Below are 22,413 nucleotides of genomic sequence, written 5' to 3' on the forward strand. Positions count from 1 at the left end.
TCCTGCGGTTCCGCGTTCCACGCGCCGATCGGGTGTCTCCGTCGCAACCGGCCGTGAACGCTAACACGTCCATGGAAACACCTCAACCGCACTTGAACGCAAACCCGCACCGCGTCACCTCGCGTGTCGCAAGGCGCCGTTGGAACAATACAGTATAAAAAACTATCTATATATTAATAATAATGCTTCTAATAACTGGAAATTGCTAATATGTTGGTATGTTTACTTTGCTGGATGAAGTCATGCCGGGTGATGTGTCCGCCGGTATCGCACGTCGCATGGTCGCGCGCCGCAAGGAGCATGGCATGTCCCAAACGGCGTTGTCCTCCAAGTCGGGTGTCAGCCTCTCGTCGCTCAGACGGTTCGAGCAGTCACATGAGATTTCATTGACATCGTTGATCAACATAGCCTTCGCGTTGGGATGCGAGGGCGATTTCGAAGGACTGTTCGCACACCCGTACTACAGGGACATCGACGCCGTCGTCGCCGCACGTGGCGACTCCGGCAAGGTGGTCGGCGGGAAGGTTGGCGAGAAAGGCAGAAAAGCGCAGTGATGATGTCTCGCGATGAACTGGGAAACCTGGACGCGACCGTGGATCGTGTGCGCGTGATCTATGACGGGATGACCGTGGGATGGCTCACAATGGCTCCGTCCCGCACATTGGCATTCGCCTACGACCATGATTGGCTGACTGCCGGATTCAGCATCAGCCCTCTGTCGCTGCCACTGCGATCCGGCGTGTTCGTGGCCAAGCGAGACCCGCTCAACGGCATGTTCGGGGTGTTCGACGACAGCATGCCGGATGGTTGGGGAAGATTGCTGACCGATCGCATGCTACGGGAACGCGGTATTGATCCGTTCTCGGTCGGCCCGTTGACCCGATTGTCGATCGTGGGCGCCGGCGGCATGGGAGCGCTTGAGTACGAGCCGGCCGCATCGATGGATGACAGCGTATTCCCGACGGATCTGGACGACATAGCAGCGGAATGCGCCAGCCTGTTGGAAACGGATTTTTCGGATGATCTAGACACACTGTTCGCCCTCGGCGGTTCGTCCGGAGGTGCGCGTCCCAAGATCCTGACGGAAATCGACGGCGAGGAATGGATCATCAAATTCCCGTCCTCCATGGATCCCGCGAATATCGGCGAACAGGAGTATGCGATCTCCCGATTGGCGGTCGCCTGCGGCATCGACATGCCGGAAACACGGCTGTTCCCATCGAAGCGGTGCGCCGGGTATTTCGGTACTCGGCGGTTCGACCGAGTGAGCGGGCCGAACCACTCACGAACGAAGATTCATATGGTTTCGGCCGGAGGATTGTTGGAGACTTCCCACCGTCTCGCCAACCTCGATTACGGTCTGCTGATGCGGCTTACCATGCGCCTGTGCAACAGCGTGGAGGACTGCGAGCGTCTCTACAGGCTGATGTGCTTCAACGTATTCATCGGCAACCGGGATGATCATGCCAAGAACTTCTCATACCTGTATGACCGAGACAAAGGGGAGTGGCATCTGTCTCCCGGCTACGATCTGACCGAAAACCCCGGAATCAACGGCGAACACACCACCGCCGTGAACGGTAAAGGGCGGGGAATCACGATTGATGATCTGACGATGGTCGGCACACGCTCCGGCATCGCCCGTGCGCGGTGCATCTCCATAGCCAAGGACATCCGTGAGCGTGTGGCCGATGCGGGATTCATGGCAAGTATGGGATGAACGCCTCACGGTAGACGGCGATGAGGTGGTCGAGGCTCATCGAGGCGTTGGCCGGGCTGGTCGAGGGCAGCGGCGTCATCGGCACGTCGATGCCGTCCGCCGCCAACGTCGGAGCGATGAGACGGCGATACAGTTGCGCGGCCTTGGCACCGGTCGTGACGATGCGTGTGATCGGCGCGGTAGCGAGGATTGGCGCCGGATCGTTCGGCACGGCGTTGCGGATGCTCGCGTCGGACGCGCCCATGATGTCGCACGAGGCAATCACGTCCCACAACGCGACGTGATGCCGCAGGGCGAACCCGCGTCGCGACTGTGGCGTATCGCCCGCGACGTCCGTCGGATTGGCCGGGTCGGTGAATATCGCCTCCATCACAGGCCAGAACCGGTTGCGCGGATGCATGTAGTAGAACGACTCCTCGCGCGACTTCGGACTCGGCATCGATCCCAGCACCAGCACACGTGACGTGCCGTCCCACACCGGCCCGAATCCATGCTCCACATGTTTCACATGATGTTCCACACGGCTGTCCATGGCTGTACTGCGTTTCACAGGCATACGAACACGGTCGGGGAGCCGGAGGGAAGAGCGGCGACCCGTGTCGGCTCGCCGTCCGAAGCCAGATGGAAGACCGTCAGGCCGTTCGACACCTCGTTCGCCACGAGCAGGAGGTTTCCGACCGGCAGGATGTGCCGCGGACGGCTGCCGCCGCAGTCGACGCCGCGCCCGCGCCAACCCGGCTCGTCCTCCGGCGCAAGACGGGACAGGCGCTCACCGTCCCATGCCAACGCCACGATACGTTCCGAGCCGCGCAGACCCACATAGGCGATTCCGGAGATGTCGTTGTGCTGCGAGATATCGTGCACGGCAGCAGCCACCGCCGCATTGCCGGCATCATGTTTGTTGTCGTCTCCGTCTCCGGAGCCTGATGCATTGCCGTCCGCGTCTCCATCCGATTCGCCGCGCCGCAGAGCAGACCACGGTACGAAGGCCAAAGAAGCCGCCTGATCCAGCGGATCGCCACCAAGATCGACGGTCTGCAACACCTTGATGCTGGCGGTGTCGTCATTCGTGTCGAGTGCGCCGGTGGCATTCTCCGAGCCGAGTAGCGTCACCGTATTCGCCCACTCGCCGACCACGGCCACACGCCAATCGGAGCCGTTCGCCGCAGCATCCGCCGCGCCCGGAACGGGCAGCAGATGAAGGTCGCGCGGACCGGTGCCGGATGCCATCGGTACCTCGCCGGTTCGCTCAAGCCTGCCATGCTCCCAACGATGCACATAGATGCGATCAGCACCCAGATCGGTGGACAGCACGTGGCCGTCCTGTAAGGGCAGAATCCAATGCGCATGGGGGCCTTCCTGAGCGGGAAGCGGTCCGCGCCCTTTACCGGCAAGCACCTGTGTGGCCTCGAGCACAGAGCCGTCGGCGGCGATGGGATGCACGCACACATGGCCATCGGCGTAATTGGCCACGATAAGATGCTTCCCACCCAGATCGTCCACAGCTACCGCCGCGTGGGTCGGGCTGCTGCCCGGAGTCGGCACACGGGACAGCTCAGTCAAAGACAGCGCGGTTGTACGCGGGCCGGCGACGGTATCGGTGTCAACGGTGTCGGCATCGGAGACAGTGCCGCCATCCCAATCGATGCGGAATGACGCCACCTCATTGGTGTCCTCCAATACGGCATACAATGTGTCACCGTCACGCGTAATCCACGTGGGGGAGGGCACGTCGGCCAGAACTCCCTCCTTGTGCAACGACACTGCCTGCGTCATGCCATCGTCGTCAATCGATGTGTGCAACGTCAGCGCCTCGATGCCGGGGCATGATGAGCCGCGAAGAGCGCCAAACCCGCCGACTGCAAGTGTCATATCCCCATTACGGGTATCCATGTCATCCACGTCATGAGCCATGACATTCAATCTACTCCACTGCGACCCTGAGCCAAGGGGGAGTCCGAAATATCTGGAAAAACGGAAAGGCTGTTGCCTGCCGGAAACTCAGTCTCTTCCGGCAGGCAACAGCCTTTCCGTATTCATCTGGCGGATATCAGATGCGCATCAGGCGGTGAAGTACTCCACGCCGGCCTCGAAGATCGGCTGGACCTTGTCGCCGGGCACGTTGGCGTACAGGCCGTTGCCGGAACGCTCCGAATGACCCATCTTGCCGAAGACGCGGCCGTCCGGACTGGTGATGCCCTCGATGGCGAGCAGTGAACCGTTCGGGTTCACGGCAAGATCCATGCCCGGCACGCCGGCCTCGTCCACGTACTGCGTGGCGATCTGGCCGTTGGCCTTGAGCTTGGCCAGCACCTCGTCGGAGGCCACGAAGCGGCCTTCGCCATGGGAGATGGCCACGGTGTGCACGTCGCCGACCGAGGTCTTGGCCAGCCACGGGGACAGGTCGGAGGCCACACGCGTACGTACCAGACGGCTCTGGTGGCGGCCGATGGTGTTGAACGTCAGCGTCGGGCATTCGGCGGTCATCGGCACGATGTCGCCGAACGGCACCAGACCCAGCTTGATCAGGGCCTGGAAGCCGTTGCAGATGCCGAGCATCAGACCATCGCGGTTCTTCAGCAGGTCGCGCACCGCTTCGGTCACGGCCGGGGAGCGGAAGAACGCGGTGATGAACTTGGCGGAGCCGTCCGGTTCGTCACCGCCGGAGAAGCCGCCAGGAATCATCACGATCTGGCTCTTGTTGATTTCCTCCACCAGCGCTGCGGCGGATTCGGCCACGGCCTCGGGGGTGAGGTTGTTGACGATCAGCGTGTGCGCTTCGGCACCGGCGCGCTCGAAGGCGGCGGCGGAATCGTACTCGCAGTTGTTGCCCGGGAACACGGGGATGATCACACGCGGCTTGGCCACGGAAGCACCCGTGTACACAGTCTTCTTCACGCCGGATGCCTCGGTGTGGAAATCGATGGTCTCCACAGTCTGGTTCTTTTCCGCGCCCTTGGACCGGTACGGGAACACGGATTCGATGCCGCCCTCCCATGCGTTCTGCAGGTGAGCCAGATCGATGGTCTCGCCGGCGGCACGGAAGGCATAACCCTCCGTGGTCACACCGATCTCACCCACCTCGACCAGGTTGGAGACCGCCGGAATCTTCTCGTTGTCCGCAAGCTCCACGATGAACGAACCGTATGCGGGAGCGAACAGGTCGTCCACGGCGATGCCGTCGTTGAGGTCCACGCCGATGCCGTTGCCCACGGTCATCTTGAATAGGGCCTCGGCGGTGCCGCCATAGCCCGGTGTGGATACGGCCAGCGCGGTGTGGTGCGACGGGTCGGTCAGCTCCTCGACCAGCGCGAACGCGTCGAGCAGCGCATCCTTGTCCGGCGTGAGGCCGTCGGCCAAATACCGTGGCGCGATGCGCACGATGCGGTGACCGGCACCCTTGAACTCGGGGGAGGTGGCGCGCTTCATGTTGCCCACGGCCACGGCGAAGGAGATGAGCGTAGGCGGCACGTCCAAATCCTCGAAGGAGCCGGACATGGAATCCTTGCCGCCGATCGCGCCGGCGCCAAGGTCCACCTGGGCCATCAACGCGCCAAGCACGGCCGCCGTGGGCTTGCCCCAGCGTTCCGGCTCGTCGCGCAGCTTCTCGAAGTACTCCTGGAAGCTCAGGTATGCCTTCTCGTGTTCGAAGCCGGCTGCCACAAGCTTGGCCAGCGATTCGACCACGGACAGGTATGCGCCGGTGAACTGGTTCTTCTCCATGATGTACGGGTTGAAGCCCCAAGCCATCGCGGAGGCGGTGGTGGTCTCGCCGAACACCGGGAACTTGGCCACCATGGCCTCGTTCGGGGTGAGCTGCTTGACGCCACCGAACGGCATGAGCACGGTGCCCGCGCCGATTGTGGAATCGAAACGCTCGGAGAGTCCCTTGTTGGAGGCCACATTGAGGTTGGTGACGAGCGCGTGCATACGCTCGGCGAGCGAGCCGGAACGCCATTCGGCCGGCACCTCGTACGCCTGCTGCGCCTCGACGTGCACGACCTGATGCTTGGATGCGCCGTTGGAGGCCAGGAACTCGCGGGAGAGGTTCACGATCTCGTCGCCGTTCCAGGTCATCACCATGCGCGGGTCCTCGGTCACGGTGGCGATCACCGTGGCTTCGAGGTTCTCCTCGCGGGCATAGCCCAGGAACTCGTCCACATCGGCGGCGGCCACGTCCACGGCCATGCGCTCCTGCGATTCGGAGATGGCCAGCTCGGTGCCGTCCAGGCCCTCGTACTTCTTGGGCACGGTGTTGAGATCCACATACAGGCCGTCCGCCAGTTCGCCGACCGCCACGGACACGCCGCCCGCACCGAAGTCGTTGCAACGCTTAATAAGGCGGCAGGCGTCACCGCGACGGAACAGGCGCTGCAGCTTGCGCTCGACCGGAGCGTTGCCCTTCTGCACTTCGGCGCCGTCCAGCTCCAGCGACTCCACGTTATGTGCCTTGGAAGCGCCGGTGGCGCCGCCGATGCCGTCACGGCCGGTGCGACCGCCCAGGAGGATGATCTTGTCGCCGGGGGCCGGGGTCTCGCGGCGCACATGGTCGGCCGGGGTGGCGGCCACGACCGCGCCCACCTCCATACGCTTGGCCACGTAGCCGGGATGGTAGATCTCGTCCACCTGACCGGTGGCCAGGCCGATCTGGTTGCCGTAGGAGGAATAGCCGGCGGCAGCGGTGGTCACCAGCTTGCGCTGGGGCAGCTTGCCTTCCAGCGTCTCAGACACCGGCACTGTCGGATCGGCGGCACCGGTGACGCGCATGGCCTGATACACATAGGAGCGGCCGGATAGAGGATCTCGGATGCAGCCGCCGATGCAGGTGGCAGCGCCACCGAACGGCTCGATCTCAGTGGGGTGGTTGTGCGTCTCGTTCTTGAACAGGAACAGCCAGTCCTGATCCTCGCCGTTCACATCCACCTTGACCTTGACGGTGCAGGCGTTGATCTCCTCGGACTCGTCGAGACCGGTCAGGATGCCGTTCTTCTTGAGCCACTTGGCGCCAATCGTGCCCATGTCCATCAGGCATACGGGCTTGGCATCACGGCCCAGCTCATGGCGCATCGCCATGTAGCGGTCGAAAGCGGCCTTGACCACGGCGTCGTCGATGTCCACTTCGTCCAGCTCGGTGCCGAACGTGGTGTGGCGGCAGTGGTCGGACCAGTAGGTGTCGATCACCTTGATTTCGGTGATGGTGGGCTCGCGGCCCTCCTCGGTGAAGTACCGCTGGCAGAATTCCAGATCGGCCAGATCCATGGCAAGCCCGCGTTCGTCGATGAACCGCTGGCCCGCGGCCGCGTCCATCTCGTTGAATCCGGCGATGGCCTCCACCTTGCCCGGCATAGGTACCTGGGTCTTCAAGGTCGCCTTGGTGTCCAGACTGGCCTCGCGCGCCTCGACCGGGTTGATGACGTACTTTTTGATGGTCTCGATGTCCGCATCGGTCAGATTGCCTTCGAGGGCGTACAGCTTCGCGGAACGCACGGTCGGACGCTCGCCTTGGGAGATGAGCTGGATGCATTCGGCCGCCGAATCGGCGCGCTGATCGAACTGTCCGGGCAGGAATTCGGTGGCGAACACCTTGGCGTCGCCGAAATCGGGCAGATCGTAGGACACGTTATCCACCTGCGGTTCGCTGAACACGGTGGGCACGGTCTGATTGAACAGGTCTTCGGAAATGCCTTCCGCATCGTAACGGTTCACGATGTGCAGGGCCTTCAGGCCGCTGATGCCCAGGATGGTGCGCAGCTCGCCGGCAAGCTGCTGCGCCTCGACATCAAAGCCGGGTTTCTTCTCCACGTACACGCGGAAAACCATGGGGTTCCTTTCTCAACAAATCAAAGCTGGAATGGATTTGGCTCCCTTCGATGAGGGAAGCTGACGTGGTAGATGACCGATGGGAGCCGTGGCTGCGAGACCATTGGTCCTCCCCTCAAATCAGCGTCACTGACAGCTCCCTCACCGAGGAGAGCCAAATGCGGTATGTTGCAGCGTGTGCGTCACTCGGCGACTTCGATGCCTTCGGACTTGGCCAGCTCGGCCAGACGCTCCTCGATCTCCTCGTAGGCCGGGATGATCGAGCCGAGGCCGCGGCGGAACAGGTCCTTGTCCAGGTGCTCCACCTTGCCGGAATGGTCACGCTGGTCCCACAGGCGGCAGGAATCCGGGGTGATCTCGTCGGCCAGCAGCAGCGTGCCATCGGAGGCGCGTCCCATCTCGATCTTGAAGTCCACGAGCTTGACGTCGATCTTGGCGAAGATCTCGATCAGGGCCTCGTTGATCTTGCGGGCCAGCGGGGCGATCTCGGCCAGATCCTCGCGGGTGCAGACGCCCAGAGCCACCAGGTCATCGTCGTTGACGAACGGATCATGCAGATCGTCGTTCTTCAGGAAGTACTCGAGCACCGGCTCCTTGAGCGGCAGGCCCTCCTCCACGCCGAGACGCGAGCAGAAGTGACCGGCGGCCACATTGCGCAGCACGATCTCGAGCGGGAACATGTTCACCTTGCGCACCAGCTGGCCGGTGGCGTTCACACGCTTGACGAGGTGGCTGTCAATGCCGCGCTTCTTGAGCAGGTCGAAGATGATGGTCGTGATGAGGTTGTTCAGACGGCCCTTGCCGGTGAAGTCTTCCTTCTTCTCACCGTCGCCGGCGGTGGCGGTGTTCTTGTATTCGACCCACAGAATCTCGGGATCGTCGGTTGCGTACAGTTGCTTGGCCTTGCCCTCGTAGAGCTTTTCCAGTTTCTCCATGACTGCCTTCCAAATCGTGCTGAAGAGCGGATTTCTGGGTGAACTAACGGTAAAAAGGGTACCAATCGCCGGGGATATCCGACATGTACGGAGCGCCTGTTCCTGGCGTCCGTGGTTGAGATGAAGGAATCTTGACCTCTGAGACGAATTATCGGCGAATCGCGGATATCAATCACGACAAAGGCGATAATGGGAAGTGACGTAATGATACAAGGAGGTTCGTCATGATCGATCACATTGGACTGTTCGTCAAGGACGCTAACGAGCGTGCGGAATTCTACGGGAAGCTGCTGGCCCCGCTCGGTTACGTGAAGAAGGCCGAATACCCGGGTGCCGTGTGCTTTGCCAACGACGAGGATGGCGACAGCGTCTGGCTGGAGTCTCCGAAAGGCGACAATCCGGTCGTGCCGACGCACGTGGCCTTCCGCGCCGAGAATGAGGACACCATCAAGGCATTCCATGCGGCGGGGCTCGAGGCCGGCGGCACGGACAACGGCCAGCCCGGTCCTCGTCCGAACTATGGCCCGACCTACTACGCCGCCTTCATCCATGACCCGGATGGCAACAACATCGAGGCCATGCTGAGCTGATTGGTTGCTACTCCACGGTAATCGTCAGTGCGTCGGCGACGTGTGCGGCTTTGGCGCGGGCATCGGCTTCACTGGTACCGATGGCCAGCGCAACGGCCATACGGCGGTGGCCGTGTACCTCGGGCTTGGCGAAGATGCGCAGATCAGTGTCAGGCTCGGCCAGCGCCTCGGCGACGTTCGTGAATACCGCCTCGCCTTCGCCTTCCACCACGATGGCGTGGCTGGCGGCCACCTGACCGTTGCGCAACGTCAGCGCCACATGCTCGGGCGTGACCGGCAGGCCCAGAATCGCCCGGGCATGCAGCGCGAACTCGCTGAGCCGTTGTGAGGCCATCGTCACCATGCCAGTGTCATGCGGGCGAGGGGAGACCTCGTTGAACAACACGCGACCATTGGTCAGCACGAACAATTCCACACCAAACACGCCCCAGCCGGTCTCGCCTGCGGTCTGTGCTCGGGCCACAAGCCCCTCCACGGCGGCGCGGGCGATGTCATGAGCGCGGTCAAGTACAGACAGATCGGCATCGCCGTTTACCGCCACGGCCGGCTGCCATGATTCGCGGTAATCCCCTGATTCCTGACGCTGGCCGATCGGCGCGCACGTCACGATCCCGGCCGACGAGCTCACCGTAAGCACTGTCAATTCATAGTCCAGCGGAGCCAGCGCCTCCACAATCACGCGCGACACATCCCCCTCGCCGGCGGCGCGACGGCCTTCCTGCGCTTCAGTCCATGCTGCGTCAATCGCGTCGGCGGAACGCACCACGGACTGGCCGTGACCGGACGAGCTCATCACCGGCTTGACCACACACGGATAGCCGACCTCCAAAGCACCTGCGCGCAGCTCCTCCAACGAGCCGGCGAAACGATACGGGGTGGTCGGCAGGCTAAGCTCCTCGTGGGCGAGCACGCGCAGACGCTCGCGGTCCATGCAGATCGCCGCGATCTCGGCACTCGGCACTACCTGTGCGCCGGCCTTGGCGGCACCCGCCAGCACATCAGTGGCGATGGCCTCCACCTCGGGCACGATGATGTCCGGCTTCACCTCGTCGAACAGAGCCTGCAAATCGGCGGCGCTCGCCATGTCCAATACACGATACTCATGCGCCACCTGCTGGGCCGGCGCGCCTGCATAGGAATCGGCGGCGCACACCCAGGCACCCAGACGCATCAGTTCGATGGTCACCTCCTTGCCCAGCTCGCCCGCGCCGAGAAACAGTACGCGGGTGGGGCGCTTGCCCAGCGGCGTGCCCAGCGGGCGGCCGACAGCGGGGGCGTTGGCGGTCGCGGGGGAGTCGAGGTTTGCGGAATCGTTCACGGCATGCTCAGTCATACCCCACATTCTGCCATACCGCGATGATTTCCCTCTTGAGTCCCACGACGGTTGCAGACTGTAACCTGCTATAAGCATCACGTATAGGCGCGCCATTGCATATGGAACAAACCTCCCGTACCGTATGAATCACCGGCCGATTTGTTCAGCGCGGTCGGGCCAACGTTATAGGGGATGCTCGGCTGGCCTTATAGGTTCATACGCCCAACAGGCGGCCAGCCTGAGCAGTTCAGGCGGTTTGACGGCTAAGTGGTTCGATGACCGAAGGTTCGCCAGGATTCAGGCGGTCAACACGACAGACAAAGGGGGATGCGGTATGTCGGCGCAGGACGCTGCACTGGTTTCTGAACTGATTTCCAGAAGAGCGGTGGGACTCCCCGGCAACCCTTTCGCCGAAGCCGACGCACGCGCCGCGGCCGCCATTGCCGCAGGACATGACATCATCGATCTGAGCAAAGGCAACCCGGATGGTCAGCCGCCTGTGTTCGTGCAGGACGCACTTGCCCAAGCCGCCCATGACCCAGGGCTGTTCCGGTATCCGCCGTTCGATGGCGTACCGCAATATCTGAACGCCATCGCCGGCTGGTATGAGCGCGAGCATGGTGTGACTGTGGATCCCGCAACACAGCTGCTTGCCACATCCGGTTCGTCGGTGGGCATCGCCACTGTGATTCAGGCGCTCATTGACCCGGGCGACACCGTGGTCGCAGTAGACCCTTATTACCCGCAGTATGAGGGGTCAACCTCCGTCGCCGGAGGCAGATTCGAGACGATTCCAGCCGACGCAGGACACGGTTTTCTGCCGGATTTGGATGCCGTGGATGCCGGATTGTGGGAGCGTGCCAAACTGCTGATACTCAACTATCCGAACAATCCCACCGGTGCCGTGGCGTCGCCCGAACTGTATGCATCGGCGGTTCGGCTGGCGAAGCGATACGGTTTCATCGTGCTCAATGACTTTGCCTATGCCGGTCTTGAGTTCGGTGAGGCCCATTCCCTGAGTCTACTGGAGACGCCGGGTGCGCTGGATGTGGCGGTGGAATTGGGGTCGTTGTCGAAGATGTTCATGGTGGCCGGGTGGCGAGGCGGCTTCGTGGCGGGCAACGCCGAGGTGCTGGGCGCGGTCAAGGCGGTGCACCGGCAGACCGCCGTGCTGGCATCCAGCGTCATCCAGCAGGCCGGGGCGATCGCGTTGAATTCCGACCAGTCCACCGCGAAAGACTTGGCGGTGCAATACCAGCACCGGTTCGAGGTTGTGCGCGACGGATTGGACGGCAGTGGTCTGGACGTCGCCCAATCGCACGGTGGATTGTTCGCATGGGCTCGCATACCGGGGCAGCGGGGTTGGGTGGACGATACAGATGCTGGTGGTTCAGGCGCTGGTGACTTGCCGAATGCCGAAGTTGAGGGAGCGGTTACGCATGCCGCAGTCGGCGTATCGGATGCATTCGTCGAATGGCTGCTCAACACCGCTGGGGTGGCGCTGATGCCCGGTACGTGCTTTGGCGAGAACGGCGAAGGCTGGGTGCGTATCAGTCTGCTCAAGCATACGGCTGATCTGTATCAGGCGGTCTCTCGCATACGCCGAGTGTTGGATGATCTGCGATAAGCCATCGGCTGGGTTGCCTAGGTAATTAGACAATTCGTTATACGCCACACCATTGTTCACGGTACGTCCCCGTTGCATCATGATTGCGGGTGGGCCATGGAGCGCATGGGGCTTACACTAAGGCAATGCACGAAAACGGAACTGGTGAAGAGAGCATCGACAGGCCGCTGACCATCGCTTTGGTGGTGGATACCGTCGGCAATCAGGGCAACGGCACGTCGAACTCGGCATTGCAATGGGCCGCCGAACTTGAGCGACAGGGACATCATGTGCGGCTGGTGGGCATCGGCGCTCCCGAATACCCTGCACGCGTGAACAAGGTGCCGTTGGTCTCCTGGGTGGCCTCCAAACAGCTCATGCAGTTCGCGCAGCCGAGCGACACCCTGTTCCGCACCGCATTCCGCGGCGTGGACGTGGTGCATGTCTATATGCCGTTCAAATTCGGCCGTCATGCCGCCAAAGTGGCCCGTCAGATGGGCATCCCGGTGACCGCCGGGTTCCATCTGCAGCCAGAGAACGTCCTGTATTCCGCAGGGCCGCTGCGTCATATCCCCGGCATCTCCGGATTTCTGTATTGGTTGTTCAAGCATTGGCTGTACAAGCGCATCGACCATATCCACGTGCCGACCGAGATGACGGCGAGCCTGCTGCGCTCGCACGGGTATCAGGCGAAGCTGCACGTGATCTCCAACGGGTACTCGCCGGTCTACACGCCGAAGCCCCCCGCCGAATCGTCAGAGGACCCTGATGCGGCGTCGCCGGTGCCTTTCCGCATCATCGCATCCGGGCGCCTCGCGCGCGAGAAGGACCAGATCACGTTGATCAAGGCGGTGTCCATGTCCCGCCATGCCGCGGACATCCAATTGGTCATCGCCGGCACCGGCCCGCTGAAGCACTATCTGAAGTTCCGCGCCGGCAGGTTGCTTGCGCGCAAGGCGGACATCGGATTCCATAAGCATGCCGACATGCCGGAATTGCTGCGATCCGGCGACCTGTTCGTGCATTGCTCCATAGCGGACATCGAATCGGTGAGCGTCATCGAGGCGATGGCCTGCGGCCTGGTCCCGGTGATCGCCGCGTCCGAGCTGTCTGCCGCAAGCCAATTCGCACTGCTTGATGAGTCACTGTTCCCGGTGCGGGACGCGGCGTTGCTGGCCCGACGCATCGACTGGTGGATCGCCCATCAGCGCGAACGGGTCGCATGGGGTGCCAGGTACGCCCAGAACACCAAGGAGCACTATTCCGTAGAGGCGTCCGTGCACAAGTTCGTGGACATGGAGCGCGAGGCCATCGAGGAATGAGATAGCGCTATGTGAATAGATGAAGCATGGGATATATGCAAATCAACTATGTGGACGATTTTTGTTAGCGATACTACGTTGTGCTTTGTGGTAACTTACATTTTTTCCATGTTGATAATGTTTAACTGATGAATACTACGTGGATAAAGAAATAACAACTACATTCCATTCAGTGCCACCCGCTGTGCCGCTAGGGTTAAAAACGCGCTCAGGATTTAATCCTGACAGTTCGGCTCGCCCTACTGGATTGTTGTTCTTCGTTAATGGGGAGAAGCAGGGAGCCTGTACAGCTTCGCTTGTTAATAGTAGTTCTAAGAAATTGGTGATGACAGCTGCCCATTGTTTACATGGGGGAAGTGGGAGTGGTTGGTATACTAAGTTTATGTTTGTACCTAATGCGTCACCGTCTGGCGGAAACACGCAGATGTATGCTATGGGTACTGCTCGAGTATTTACAGACTGGATTAATAATGCCAATACTCAATCGTTATCTGTATATGATGTTCCTAATGATATTGGTTTTATTAGTGTGTCTTCTGTAATGCCCGATTATCTGGGCAAGCCGGTTGAAGTTTTTGGTGGCCATGGTTTTGGTCATTCGAATCTTGGTAGTTTTACTGCTCGAATTGTTGGATATCCTAAGAATCCAGGAAACAATAAAGATCCGCAGTCGTGTGTGACAAAAGTTGAAACTTTGTACCCGTTCAATATGGATGACGTGTTGAAGGCTTCAGGGTGCTCTTTTGTGGATGCGCATGGTGCGTCAGGCAGCCCCTGGCTTGAGCTTTATGATGAGAATACAGGTATAGGTTGGGCGAATGGGGTACTGTCGGCTGTTCCTAGCCAAGAACATACACTGTTAAGCCCAAGGTTTAATGATCGTGTTTATAAGCTATATAACGAAGCGAATAACGATGGGTTACAATAAGAAATATCGTTCTTTCGGAAATAGTGTTATTAATATCATTTTTTTAATTATTATTATTATTATTCTTGCTTCTGTTTCTCTTTTATATTTTTTTAAGAATGAAATGATTTCCGATGTTACAGTTACTGTTGTTGATGATAGCGATGTTCCCCAAAGCGGCTATTCTGTGAGCTTCACTCCCCTTGACAGTAATCAATTAATGACATTGGTTGCTTACTATACGAATAAAAATGGTCAATATCATGGTAATCTGCATTACGGGGAATGGAGATTGGATGTATCTTGTAGCGATTTATTTCGCTCATGCAAATATGATAACCATGAAGTGAGAGTGATTAATGTAGATCAATCTGTCACTAATATTGTAATCAAAGTTGATTCATGAAGTCTCGAATTACGTTAGTGGTATATGTCTGATTGGTATCTGAGTATTACTGTCTGGCATATACCACCGGTTTTTGTTTTTTACAGCAGCGCGATGAGCTGATCGACCTCTTCGGACGTGGTCGCCCAGCTCGTGCAGATGCGCATGACGGTATGCATATCGTCGGCCTTCTCGGTGAAGCCGAGCTTCACATGCTGCGTCAGGCGGTCGATGGTGGGCTGGTCCATCGTCATGAAGATCTGGTTGGTCGGCGCTTCGAACGTGAGCTGATAGCCCTTGGTCTTGAGCGCTTCGCGGATACGGTCGGCGGCGATGTTCGCGTTGCGTGCGATCGTGAAATACAGGTCATCGGTGAACAGCGCATCGAACTGCGCGCCCAGCACAAAGCCCTTGGCAAGCAGGGCGCCATGCTGCTTGATGCGGGTCAGGAAATGCTTCGGCGTGTTGTGTTTGGTGAATACCACCGCTTCACCAAACAGCGCGCCCACCTTGGTGCCTCCGATGTAGAACACGTCAGCGATATTCGCCAGATCCTCCATCGACAGGTCGCCGCCGGTGACGGTCAACGCATAGCCGAGACGCGCGCCGTCCACGAACAGCGGCATGTCGTAGCGGTGCGCGACTTCGGCGATCGCCTCCAATTCGGCCTTGGAATAGATTGTTCCGTATTCTGTGCTCTGCGAGACGTACACGGAACCGGGGAAGACCATGTGCTCATAGTTGCCGTCGGCATAGAAGGTCTTGCAGAACTCGTCCAGTTCGTGCGCATCCATCTTGCCATTGTGGTGGGGGAGGGTGAGCACCTTGTGCCCGGAGAACTCTATGGCGCCGGCTTCATGCACGTTGGGGTGTCCGGATGTCACTGCCACAACGCCTGCATAGGCCGGGGTGATGGTGTCGATCACCACCTGATTGGTCTGGGTGCCGCCCACCAGGAACCAGACATCCGCATCCGGCTTGCCGCAGGCTTCGCGGATCTTGGCCTTGGCCTGTTCGGTGAGCTCATCGGAGCCGTATCCGGAGTACAGATGTTCGTTGGCGCGCGCTATGGCGTCGATCACCGACGGATGCGCGGCGCGAGAGTAGTCGTTTTCAAAAGACAGCATCAGGAGTCCCTCTCTAGGCGATAGTCCCGAGTCTACATTGTGTGGGAATCAGCTGTATGTTCGCGTCCGAACGAGGATGCCGCGAACATGCGGTCTCTTAGTGGTGCGGAATCGGCTGTATGTTCGCGTCCGAACGAGGATGCCGCGAACATGCGGTCTCTTAGCGGCTCGGAATCGGCTGTATGTTCGCGGCTGTTGCGTTGATGCGCGAACATACAGCGGGAAACCTGATAGCTGATAACCAATAGTCCGAAACCGGGTGGTGGTACTACCGATAAGCCAGGAAAGGACCCTTAGCCTAGGAAAGACGTACGCTTGTTGAGAAAAACAAAACCCCTCCGCGCAATAAACAGAGGGGTAATGGGGTGGCCAACGAGGCTCGAACCCGCGACCTTCTGAACCACAATCAGATGCTCTACCAACTGAGCTATGGCCACCATACTTGTTTCCCAGCAGGACTGGAAGACAACAGATGGATACTATACACAACTTTCGGCCGGCGTGCTCACCGGCGTGTCGCATGTGCGTACGTTGGTGTCGCTCTCTGTGTAGGCGGTGTCGGCTGTGTCGGCTGTGTCGGGGGTCGGGCCGTGCGGAAGCCGCCATGAACAATTGTGGCGGTCGCATCCCCGCAGCGCATCTCTGCCGCGGATGCCGGGTTGGGGAAATACACAACGATGCGCATCCGTTTTCGCGCAAACGTCCAAAAACAACGTTCCTGACCGGGTGAACGTTCACAATGTGAGCATTACGTTTCGTGTCAAGCTGGGCTCGCTTAGTTTCAAACGTTGTTACATCCATTACAGAGAGAAGAATCACCAATGGGAAAAGTTAAGGCCTTCGCTGATTGGCTGACCAAATGGTTTACCGCCATCGTGGTCGTCTGGGCCGTGTTCAACTATTTCGTGCCGCAGGCCAGCCTGTGGGGCAAGCCGTACACCGGATACATGCTGGGCATCGTGTTGTTCGGCATGGGCCTGACCCTTACGCTTGACGATTTCAAGCGCATCCTCACCCAGCCGCTGATGGTCATTGTCGGTACGGTGGCCCACTTCGTCATCATGCCGCTCATCGCCGTGCTGCTGTGCTGGATCTTCCGCCTTGACGGTGCGCTGGCTGTCGGCGTGATCCTTGTCGGCTGCTGCCCGTCCGGCACCTCCTCCAACGTCATGAGCTATCTCTCCCGCGGTGATGTGGCGCTCGATGTCTCCATCGGCATCCTCTCCACGCTGTGCGCCCCGTTCATGATCCCGCTGCTGATGCAGTGGCTCGCCTCCCAGTACGTGTCCGTGCCGGTGGAGTCCCTGTTCCTCAACGCCGTCAAGGTCGTGCTCTTCCCGATTGCCCTTGGTGTGGTGTGCCATATGATCTTCGGCAAGAAGATCGAGAAGGTCACCGTGGCACTGCCGATCGTCTCTCAGGTGGCCATCCTCCTGATCATCGGCGTGGTCGTCGCCGCCAACGGCCCGAAGCTGTTCGTGGCGTCCTCCCTCATGGCCATCCCGGTCGTGATCCTGCACAACCTGTCCGGCTACGCTCTTGGCTTCGGTTTCTCCAAGCTGATGTACAAGATCTACCCGAAGGGCTTCCGCTACGCTCAGCAGAAGGCCATCACGTTCGAGGTCGGCATGCAGGATTCCGCTCTGGGCGCGACCTTGGCCCTGACCTCCTTCGCATCCAACCCGATTGCCGCTGTGCCGTCCACCTTCTTCTCCGTGTGGCACAACATCTCCGGTTCCATTCTCTCCAGCTGGTGGCGCAACCACGATGACAAGCACGAAATCCACTGGGATTCCGACAATGGCGAGAAGGGTTCCGCCAAGGAATCCGATTCCGTGCACGCCTTTGACGCCGACAAGGCCGCTGCCAAGGCCGAGGCCTGATCGCCGAAGTGGTATACTGATTCATAACTGAAGATGTAGCGGTGCCCCCGAGTGACATGGACTCCTCGGGGGCACTTGCTGTCTGGGGCCGGTCTGGCTTTGTCTGGCTTTGTCTGGCCGCGCCTGATGCCCGGAGGATTCGGGCGCGTCGTTGTCCGAGGAAATCGTATTATAGATATTTGTGTGTGCCGACGGTGCGCCTTATGTAACAGGTGCAGCGCTGGGATATCCTTCACGCCGATGAATGCTCGCAGCAATGCGAAGGCAGGAGGCGAGAAGGCCATCGGGCCGGTGGACTGGGCTGCTTTTTACGCTTCGCGAAGCGCGGATTGAACGTGCGAGACGATTCGGTGAAAAGTGTGGGCGCAGTGCGGCGGTCACACGAAAGAAAAGAAACCACTGAATCGGAGAATTCAAGTTGCCTACTATTGAACAGCTCGTCCGCAAGGGACGTCAGGCAAAGCCGAAGAAGTCCAAGACTTTGGCACTGAAGGGAAGCCCGCTGCGTCGCGGCGTGTGCACCCGTGTCTACACCACCACCCCGAAGAAGCCGAACTCGGCACTGCGTAAGGTCGCCCGTGTTCGCCTGTCCTCCGGCGTCGAAGTCACCGCCTACATTCCGGGCGAGGGCCACAACCTGCAGGAGCACTCCATCGTGCTCGTGCGCGGCGGCCGTGTGAAGGATCTGCCGGGTGTGCGTTACCACATCGTGCGTGGTGCGCTCGATACCCAGGGTGTCAAGGACCGTAAGCAGGGTCGTTCCCTGTATGGAGCAAAGAAGGCGAAGTAAGAGATATGTCACGTAAGGGACCTTCCAAGAAGCACGTCGTGCTGCCCGATCCGATCTACGGTTCCACCGTGGTGGCGCAGCTCATCAACAAGATTCTGCTTGACGGCAAGAAGTCGATCGCCGAGGACATCGTGTACTCCGCTCTCGACATGGTCAAGGAGAAGTCCGACCAGGAGCCGGTGGCCGTGCTCAAGCGCGCCCTGGACAACATCCGTCCGTCCCTCGAGGTCCGCTCCCGCCGCGTCGGTGGCGCCACCTACCAGGTGCCGGTCGAGGTCAAGCCGAACCGCGCCAACACGCTGTCGCTGCGCTGGCTGACCGACTTCTCCCGCGCCCGTCGTGAGAAGACCATGGCCGAGCGTCTGGCCAACGAGATCCTGGATGCCTCCAACGGCCTCGGTGCTTCTGTCAAGCGTCGCGAGGATACTCATAAGATGGCAGAGGCCAACAAGGCCTTCGCGCATTACCGCTGGTAATCCAGAGAGAAATAAGGAACAACGATGGCTGAAGAGATTTCGGATCTTCACAACGTCCGTAACATCGGCATCATGGCTCACATCGATGCCGGTAAGACCACCACTACCGAGCGTATCCTGTACTACACCGGTAAGAGCTACAAGATCGGTGAGGTCCACGATGGCGCCGCCACCATGGACTTCATGGCTCAGGAGCAGGAGCGCGGCATCACCATTCAGTCCGCCGCCACCACCTGCTTCTGGAACCGTCAGACCCATGACACCGACGAGAAGTTCCAGATCAACATCATCGATACCCCTGGCCACGTGGACTTCACGGCCGAGGTGGAGCGCTCCCTGCGTGTGCTCGATGGCGCTGTCGCCGTGTTCGATGGCAAGGAAGGCGTGGAGCCGCAGTCCGAGACCGTGTGGCGTCAGGCCGACAAGTACGGCGTTCCGCGTATCTGCTTCGTCAACAAGATGGACAAGCTGGGCGCGAACTTCTACTACTCCGTCGACACCATCCGCGAGAAGCTGGGCGCTGACCCGATCGTGATGCAGCTGCCGATGGGTGCCGAAAGCGACTTCACCGGCGTCATCGACCTAGTCGAGATGAAGGCCTACGACTGGAACACCGGCGACGAGCTGGGTGCTCACTACAACATGGACCCGATTCCGGAAGAGTACCAGGAGAAGGCCCAGGAATACCACGAGAAGCTTGTCGAGGCCGCCGCTGAAGCCAACGACGAACTCATGAACAAGTTCTTCGAGGAAGGCGACCTGTCCAAGGAAGAGATCCGCGCCGGCGTGCGTCAGCTGACCATCGCCAAGAAGGCCTTCCCGGTCTTCTGCGGTTCCGCCTTCAAGGACAAGGGTGTGCAGCCGATGCTGGACGCCGTCATCGATTACCTGCCGTCCCCCGAGGACGTGCCGGCCATCAAGGGCTACCAGCCTGGTGACGAGTCCATCGAGATCGACCGCAAGCCCACCAAGACCGATCCGTTCTCGGCCCTGGTCTTCAAGATCTCCACCCACCCGTTCTACGGCAAGCTCGTGTTCGTGCGCGTGTACTCCGGCTCCGTCAAGCCGGGTGACTCCGTGCTCGACTCCACCCGCGAGAAGAAGGAACGTATCGGCAAGATCTTCCAGATGCACGCCGATAAGGAGAACCCGATGGATGTGGCCGATGCCGGCAACATCTACACCTTCGTGGGTCTGAAGAACGTCACCACCGGTGACACCCTGTGCGCCATCGACAACCCGATCACCCTCGACTCCATGACCTTCCCGGATCCTGTGATCCAGGTGGCCGTCGAGCCGAAGACCAAGGCCGATCAGGAGAAGATGGGCATCGCCCTCGCCAAGCTGGCCGAAGAGGATCCGACCTTCCAGGTCACCACCGACGAAGAGTCCGGCCAGACGCTGATCGCCGGCATGGGCGAGCTCCAGCTCGACATCATCGTCGACCGTATGCGTCGCGAGTTCAAGGTTGAGTGCAACCAGGGCAAGCCGCAGGTCGCCTACCGCGAGACCATCCGCAAGGCCGTCATGGACCAGGGCTACACCCACAAGAAGCAGACCGGTGGTTCCGGCCAGTTCGCAAAGGTCCTGATGAACTTCGAGCCGCTCGACACCACCGAGGGCAAGACCTTCGAGTTCGAGAACGCCGTCACCGGCGGTCACATCTCCCAGGAGTTCATCCCGTCCATCGAGGCTGGCGTCAAGGAGGCCATGGAATCCGGTATTCTCGCCGGCTTCCCGGTCGTGGGCGTCAAGGCCACCGTCACCGATGGCCAGATGCACCCGGTCGACTCCTCCGAAATGGCCTTCAAGCTTGCAGGTTCCATGTGCTTCAAGGAAGCTGCTCCCAAGGCCAAGCCGGTCATCCTCGAGCCCATTATGAAGGTCGAGGTTCGTACTCCTGAGGAGTACATGGGTGAGGTCATCGGCGATCTGAACCAGCGTCGTGGCAACATCCAGTCCATGACCGACGCCATCGGCGTCAAGGTCATCGACGCCAAGGTGCCGCTGTCCGAGATGTTCGGCTACATCGGCGACCTGCGTTCCAAGACCCAGGGTCGCGCCATGTTCACCATGGAAATGGACTCCTACGCCGAGGTGCCGAAGAGCGTCTCCGACGAGATCATCAAGGCTCAGCGCGGCGAGTGACACGCGCCACAGTCAAGGCTAGCCAGTGTCTCCAGTCAGCGGTAAAATCGTGTACCGCTGACTGGGTTCTGGCTCCTCAATGTGGCACATAACCCAGAAACCCAGTACAATAGAGCGAGTGCCTATGCGAAAGCGCATGGGAAACTCACGAGACGTCCAGGAGGACAAAGAGTAATGGCAAAGGAAAAGTACGAGCGTACTAAGCCGCACGTTAACATTGGTACCATCGGCCACGTCGATCACGGTAAGACTACCCTGACTGCCGCCATCTCCAAGGTTCTGTACGAGGAGTACCCGGATATCAACACTGAGTACGACTTCAACCAGATCGACTCCGCTCCGGAAGAGGCCGCCCGCGGTATCACCATCAACATCTCCCACATCGAGTACCAGACCGCTAAGCGTCACTACGCTCACGTCGACTGCCCGGGCCACGCTGACTTCGTGAAGAACATGATCACCGGTGCTGCCCAGATGGATGGTGCTATCCTCGTTGTGGCCGCCACCGATGGCCCGATGGCTCAGACCCGCGAGCACGTGCTGCTCGCTCGTCAGGTTGGCGTGCCGAAGATCCTCGTCGCTCTGAACAAGTGCGATATGGTTGAGGACGAAGAGCTGATCGAGCTCGTTGAGGAAGAGGTCCGTGACCTCCTCGACGAGAACGGCTTCGATCGTGACTGCCCGGTCATCCGTGTGTCCGCTTACGGCGCTCTGCACAATGACGCTCCGGATCACGAGCACTGGGTTGAGCAGATCAAGAAGCTCATGGACGCCGTCGACGAGTACATCCCGACCCCGGTTCACGATCTGGACAAGCCGTTCCTGATGCCTATCGAGGACGTCTTCACCATCTCCGGCCGTGGTACCGTCGTCACCGGTCGTGTGGAGCGTGGCCAGCTGGCCGTCAACTCCCCGGTCGAGATCGTCGGCGTTCGTCCGACCCAGTCCACCACCGTGACCTCCATCGAGACCTTCCATAAGACCATGGACTCCTGCGAGGCTGGCGACAACACCGGTCTGCTGCTCCGCGGTATCAACCGTACCGACGTTGAGCGTGGCCAGGTTCTGGCCAAGCCGGGCTCCGTCACCCCGCACACCAAGTTCGAGGGTGAGGTCTACGTGCTGACCAAGGACGAGGGTGGCCGTCACTCGCCGTTCTTCTCCAACTACCGTCCGCAGTTCTACTTCCGCACCACCGACGTCACCGGCGTCATCGAGTTGCCGGAAGGCGTCGAGATGGTTCAGCCTGGCGATCACGCCACCTTCACCGTTGAGCTGATTCAGCCCATCGCTATGGAGGAAGGCCTGACCTTCGCTGTGCGTGAAGGTGGCCACACCGTTGGCTCCGGCCGTGTGACCAAGGTCATCGCCTGATTATCATCAGACATG

At 60.1% G+C, this 22,413-nt stretch carries 18 protein-coding genes and 1 tRNA gene; 12 read left to right on the top strand and 7 right to left on the bottom strand.

Features of this window, described 5'->3' with window-relative positions; translation table 11 throughout:
* The first annotated feature begins 218 nt into the window (after nucleotides 1–218).
* Nucleotides 219–554: a helix-turn-helix domain-containing protein gene (locus tag BW14_RS02435; RefSeq protein WP_223847915.1), complete on the top strand. Its 336-nt coding sequence runs from the start codon at nucleotides 219–221 to the stop codon at nucleotides 552–554.
* Nucleotides 554–1,720 (top strand): type II toxin-antitoxin system HipA family toxin, encoded by a 1,167-nt coding sequence (locus BW14_RS02440; RefSeq protein ID WP_238566972.1) that lies wholly within the window; start codon nucleotides 554–556, stop codon nucleotides 1,718–1,720. Before BW14_RS02435 ends, BW14_RS02440 begins: the two co-directional genes overlap by 1 nt.
* On the opposite strand, the gene BW14_RS02445 is transcribed toward BW14_RS02440, so the two are convergent.
* From BW14_RS02445 to purC, 4 genes are all read right to left on the bottom strand, one after another.
* Complete coding sequence (locus tag BW14_RS02445; protein WP_241451218.1) at nucleotides 1,701–2,276, bottom strand: DNA-deoxyinosine glycosylase; 576 nt, start codon at nucleotides 2,274–2,276, stop codon at nucleotides 1,701–1,703. The two genes, BW14_RS02440 and BW14_RS02445, sit on opposite strands and share 20 nt — an antisense overlap.
* Entirely contained in the window at nucleotides 2,267–3,634 is a 1,368-nt protein-coding gene (locus BW14_RS02450) for a lactonase family protein (RefSeq protein WP_258185072.1), read from the bottom strand. Before BW14_RS02450 ends, BW14_RS02445 begins: the two co-directional genes overlap by 10 nt.
* Nucleotides 3,635–3,781: 147 nt before the next feature.
* Nucleotides 3,782–7,540 carry a phosphoribosylformylglycinamidine synthase gene (locus BW14_RS02455; protein ID WP_140463853.1) on the bottom strand — a complete coding sequence of 1,253 codons (3,759 nt, stop codon included), beginning with the start codon at nucleotides 7,538–7,540 and terminating at the stop codon, nucleotides 3,782–3,784.
* A 182-nt stretch (nucleotides 7,541–7,722) separates the two neighbouring features.
* The gene (gene purC, locus BW14_RS02460; protein WP_044089927.1) at nucleotides 7,723–8,475 is read right to left on the bottom strand and encodes a phosphoribosylaminoimidazolesuccinocarboxamide synthase; all 753 of its coding nucleotides are present in this window, start codon (nucleotides 8,473–8,475) and stop codon (nucleotides 7,723–7,725) included.
* A 224-nt stretch (nucleotides 8,476–8,699) separates the two neighbouring features.
* Between purC and BW14_RS02465 the strand changes: the two genes are divergently transcribed.
* Nucleotides 8,700–9,065: a VOC family protein gene (locus tag BW14_RS02465; protein WP_044089926.1), complete on the top strand. Its 366-nt coding sequence runs from the start codon at nucleotides 8,700–8,702 to the stop codon at nucleotides 9,063–9,065.
* A gap of 7 nt (nucleotides 9,066–9,072) precedes the next feature.
* On the opposite strand, the gene purT is transcribed toward BW14_RS02465, so the two are convergent.
* Nucleotides 9,073–10,398, bottom strand: coding sequence for a formate-dependent phosphoribosylglycinamide formyltransferase (gene purT / locus BW14_RS02470; RefSeq protein WP_140463854.1), 1,326 nt, complete (start codon nucleotides 10,396–10,398; stop codon nucleotides 9,073–9,075).
* 316 nt (nucleotides 10,399–10,714) lie between these two features.
* Between purT and BW14_RS02475 the strand changes: the two genes are divergently transcribed.
* The 4 genes from BW14_RS02475 (at nucleotide 10,715) to BW14_RS02490 (ending at nucleotide 14,621) form a co-directional block, all read left to right on the top strand.
* Nucleotides 10,715–12,007: a pyridoxal phosphate-dependent aminotransferase gene (locus BW14_RS02475; RefSeq protein WP_140463855.1), complete on the top strand. Its 1,293-nt coding sequence runs from the start codon at nucleotides 10,715–10,717 to the stop codon at nucleotides 12,005–12,007.
* A gap of 125 nt (nucleotides 12,008–12,132) precedes the next feature.
* A complete protein-coding gene (locus BW14_RS02480; protein WP_044089922.1) occupies nucleotides 12,133–13,308 on the top strand; it encodes a glycosyltransferase in 1,176 nt (391 codons plus the stop codon).
* 139 nt (nucleotides 13,309–13,447) lie between these two features.
* A complete protein-coding gene (locus BW14_RS02485; protein ID WP_140463857.1) occupies nucleotides 13,448–14,236 on the top strand; it encodes a serine protease in 789 nt (262 codons plus the stop codon).
* Nucleotides 14,223–14,621, top strand: a complete 399-nt coding sequence (locus BW14_RS02490) for a hypothetical protein (protein WP_140489222.1) — start codon at nucleotides 14,223–14,225, stop codon at nucleotides 14,619–14,621. The genes BW14_RS02485 and BW14_RS02490 overlap by 14 nt, the downstream gene beginning before the upstream one ends.
* A gap of 80 nt (nucleotides 14,622–14,701) precedes the next feature.
* On the opposite strand, the gene BW14_RS02495 is transcribed toward BW14_RS02490, so the two are convergent.
* Together BW14_RS02495 and BW14_RS02500 are read right to left on the bottom strand one after the other, a co-directional pair.
* The gene (locus BW14_RS02495) at nucleotides 14,702–15,727 is read right to left on the bottom strand and encodes a low specificity L-threonine aldolase (RefSeq protein ID WP_140489223.1); all 1,026 of its coding nucleotides are present in this window, start codon (nucleotides 15,725–15,727) and stop codon (nucleotides 14,702–14,704) included.
* Nucleotides 15,728–16,088: 361 nt separating this feature from the next.
* A tRNA-His gene (locus BW14_RS02500) sits at nucleotides 16,089–16,164 on the bottom strand.
* 384 nt (nucleotides 16,165–16,548) lie between these two features.
* On the opposite strand from BW14_RS02500, the gene BW14_RS02505 reads away from it, so the two are divergent.
* The 5 genes from BW14_RS02505 (at nucleotide 16,549) to tuf (ending at nucleotide 22,398) form a co-directional block, all read left to right on the top strand.
* Nucleotides 16,549–17,610 carry a bile acid:sodium symporter family protein gene (locus BW14_RS02505; RefSeq protein ID WP_044090416.1) on the top strand — a complete coding sequence of 354 codons (1,062 nt, stop codon included), beginning with the start codon at nucleotides 16,549–16,551 and terminating at the stop codon, nucleotides 17,608–17,610.
* 418 nt (nucleotides 17,611–18,028) lie between these two features.
* Nucleotides 18,029–18,400 carry a 30S ribosomal protein S12 gene (gene rpsL / locus BW14_RS02510; protein ID WP_003808601.1) on the top strand — a complete coding sequence of 124 codons (372 nt, stop codon included), beginning with the start codon at nucleotides 18,029–18,031 and terminating at the stop codon, nucleotides 18,398–18,400.
* A gap of 5 nt (nucleotides 18,401–18,405) precedes the next feature.
* Nucleotides 18,406–18,876, top strand: a complete 471-nt coding sequence (gene rpsG / locus BW14_RS02515; protein WP_003828652.1) for a 30S ribosomal protein S7 — start codon at nucleotides 18,406–18,408, stop codon at nucleotides 18,874–18,876.
* Nucleotides 18,877–18,900: 24 nt separating this feature from the next.
* Nucleotides 18,901–21,024 carry an elongation factor G gene (gene fusA, locus BW14_RS02520; RefSeq protein WP_044090409.1) on the top strand — a complete coding sequence of 708 codons (2,124 nt, stop codon included), beginning with the start codon at nucleotides 18,901–18,903 and terminating at the stop codon, nucleotides 21,022–21,024.
* A 174-nt stretch (nucleotides 21,025–21,198) separates the two neighbouring features.
* Nucleotides 21,199–22,398 carry an elongation factor Tu gene (gene tuf, locus BW14_RS02525; protein WP_044090407.1) on the top strand — a complete coding sequence of 400 codons (1,200 nt, stop codon included), beginning with the start codon at nucleotides 21,199–21,201 and terminating at the stop codon, nucleotides 22,396–22,398.
* Nucleotides 22,399–22,413: the final 15 nt, after the last annotated feature.

This window comes from Bifidobacterium sp. UTBIF-68 (assembly GCF_006408855.1).
Lineage (GTDB): Bacteria > Actinomycetota > Actinomycetes > Actinomycetales > Bifidobacteriaceae > Bifidobacterium > Bifidobacterium reuteri.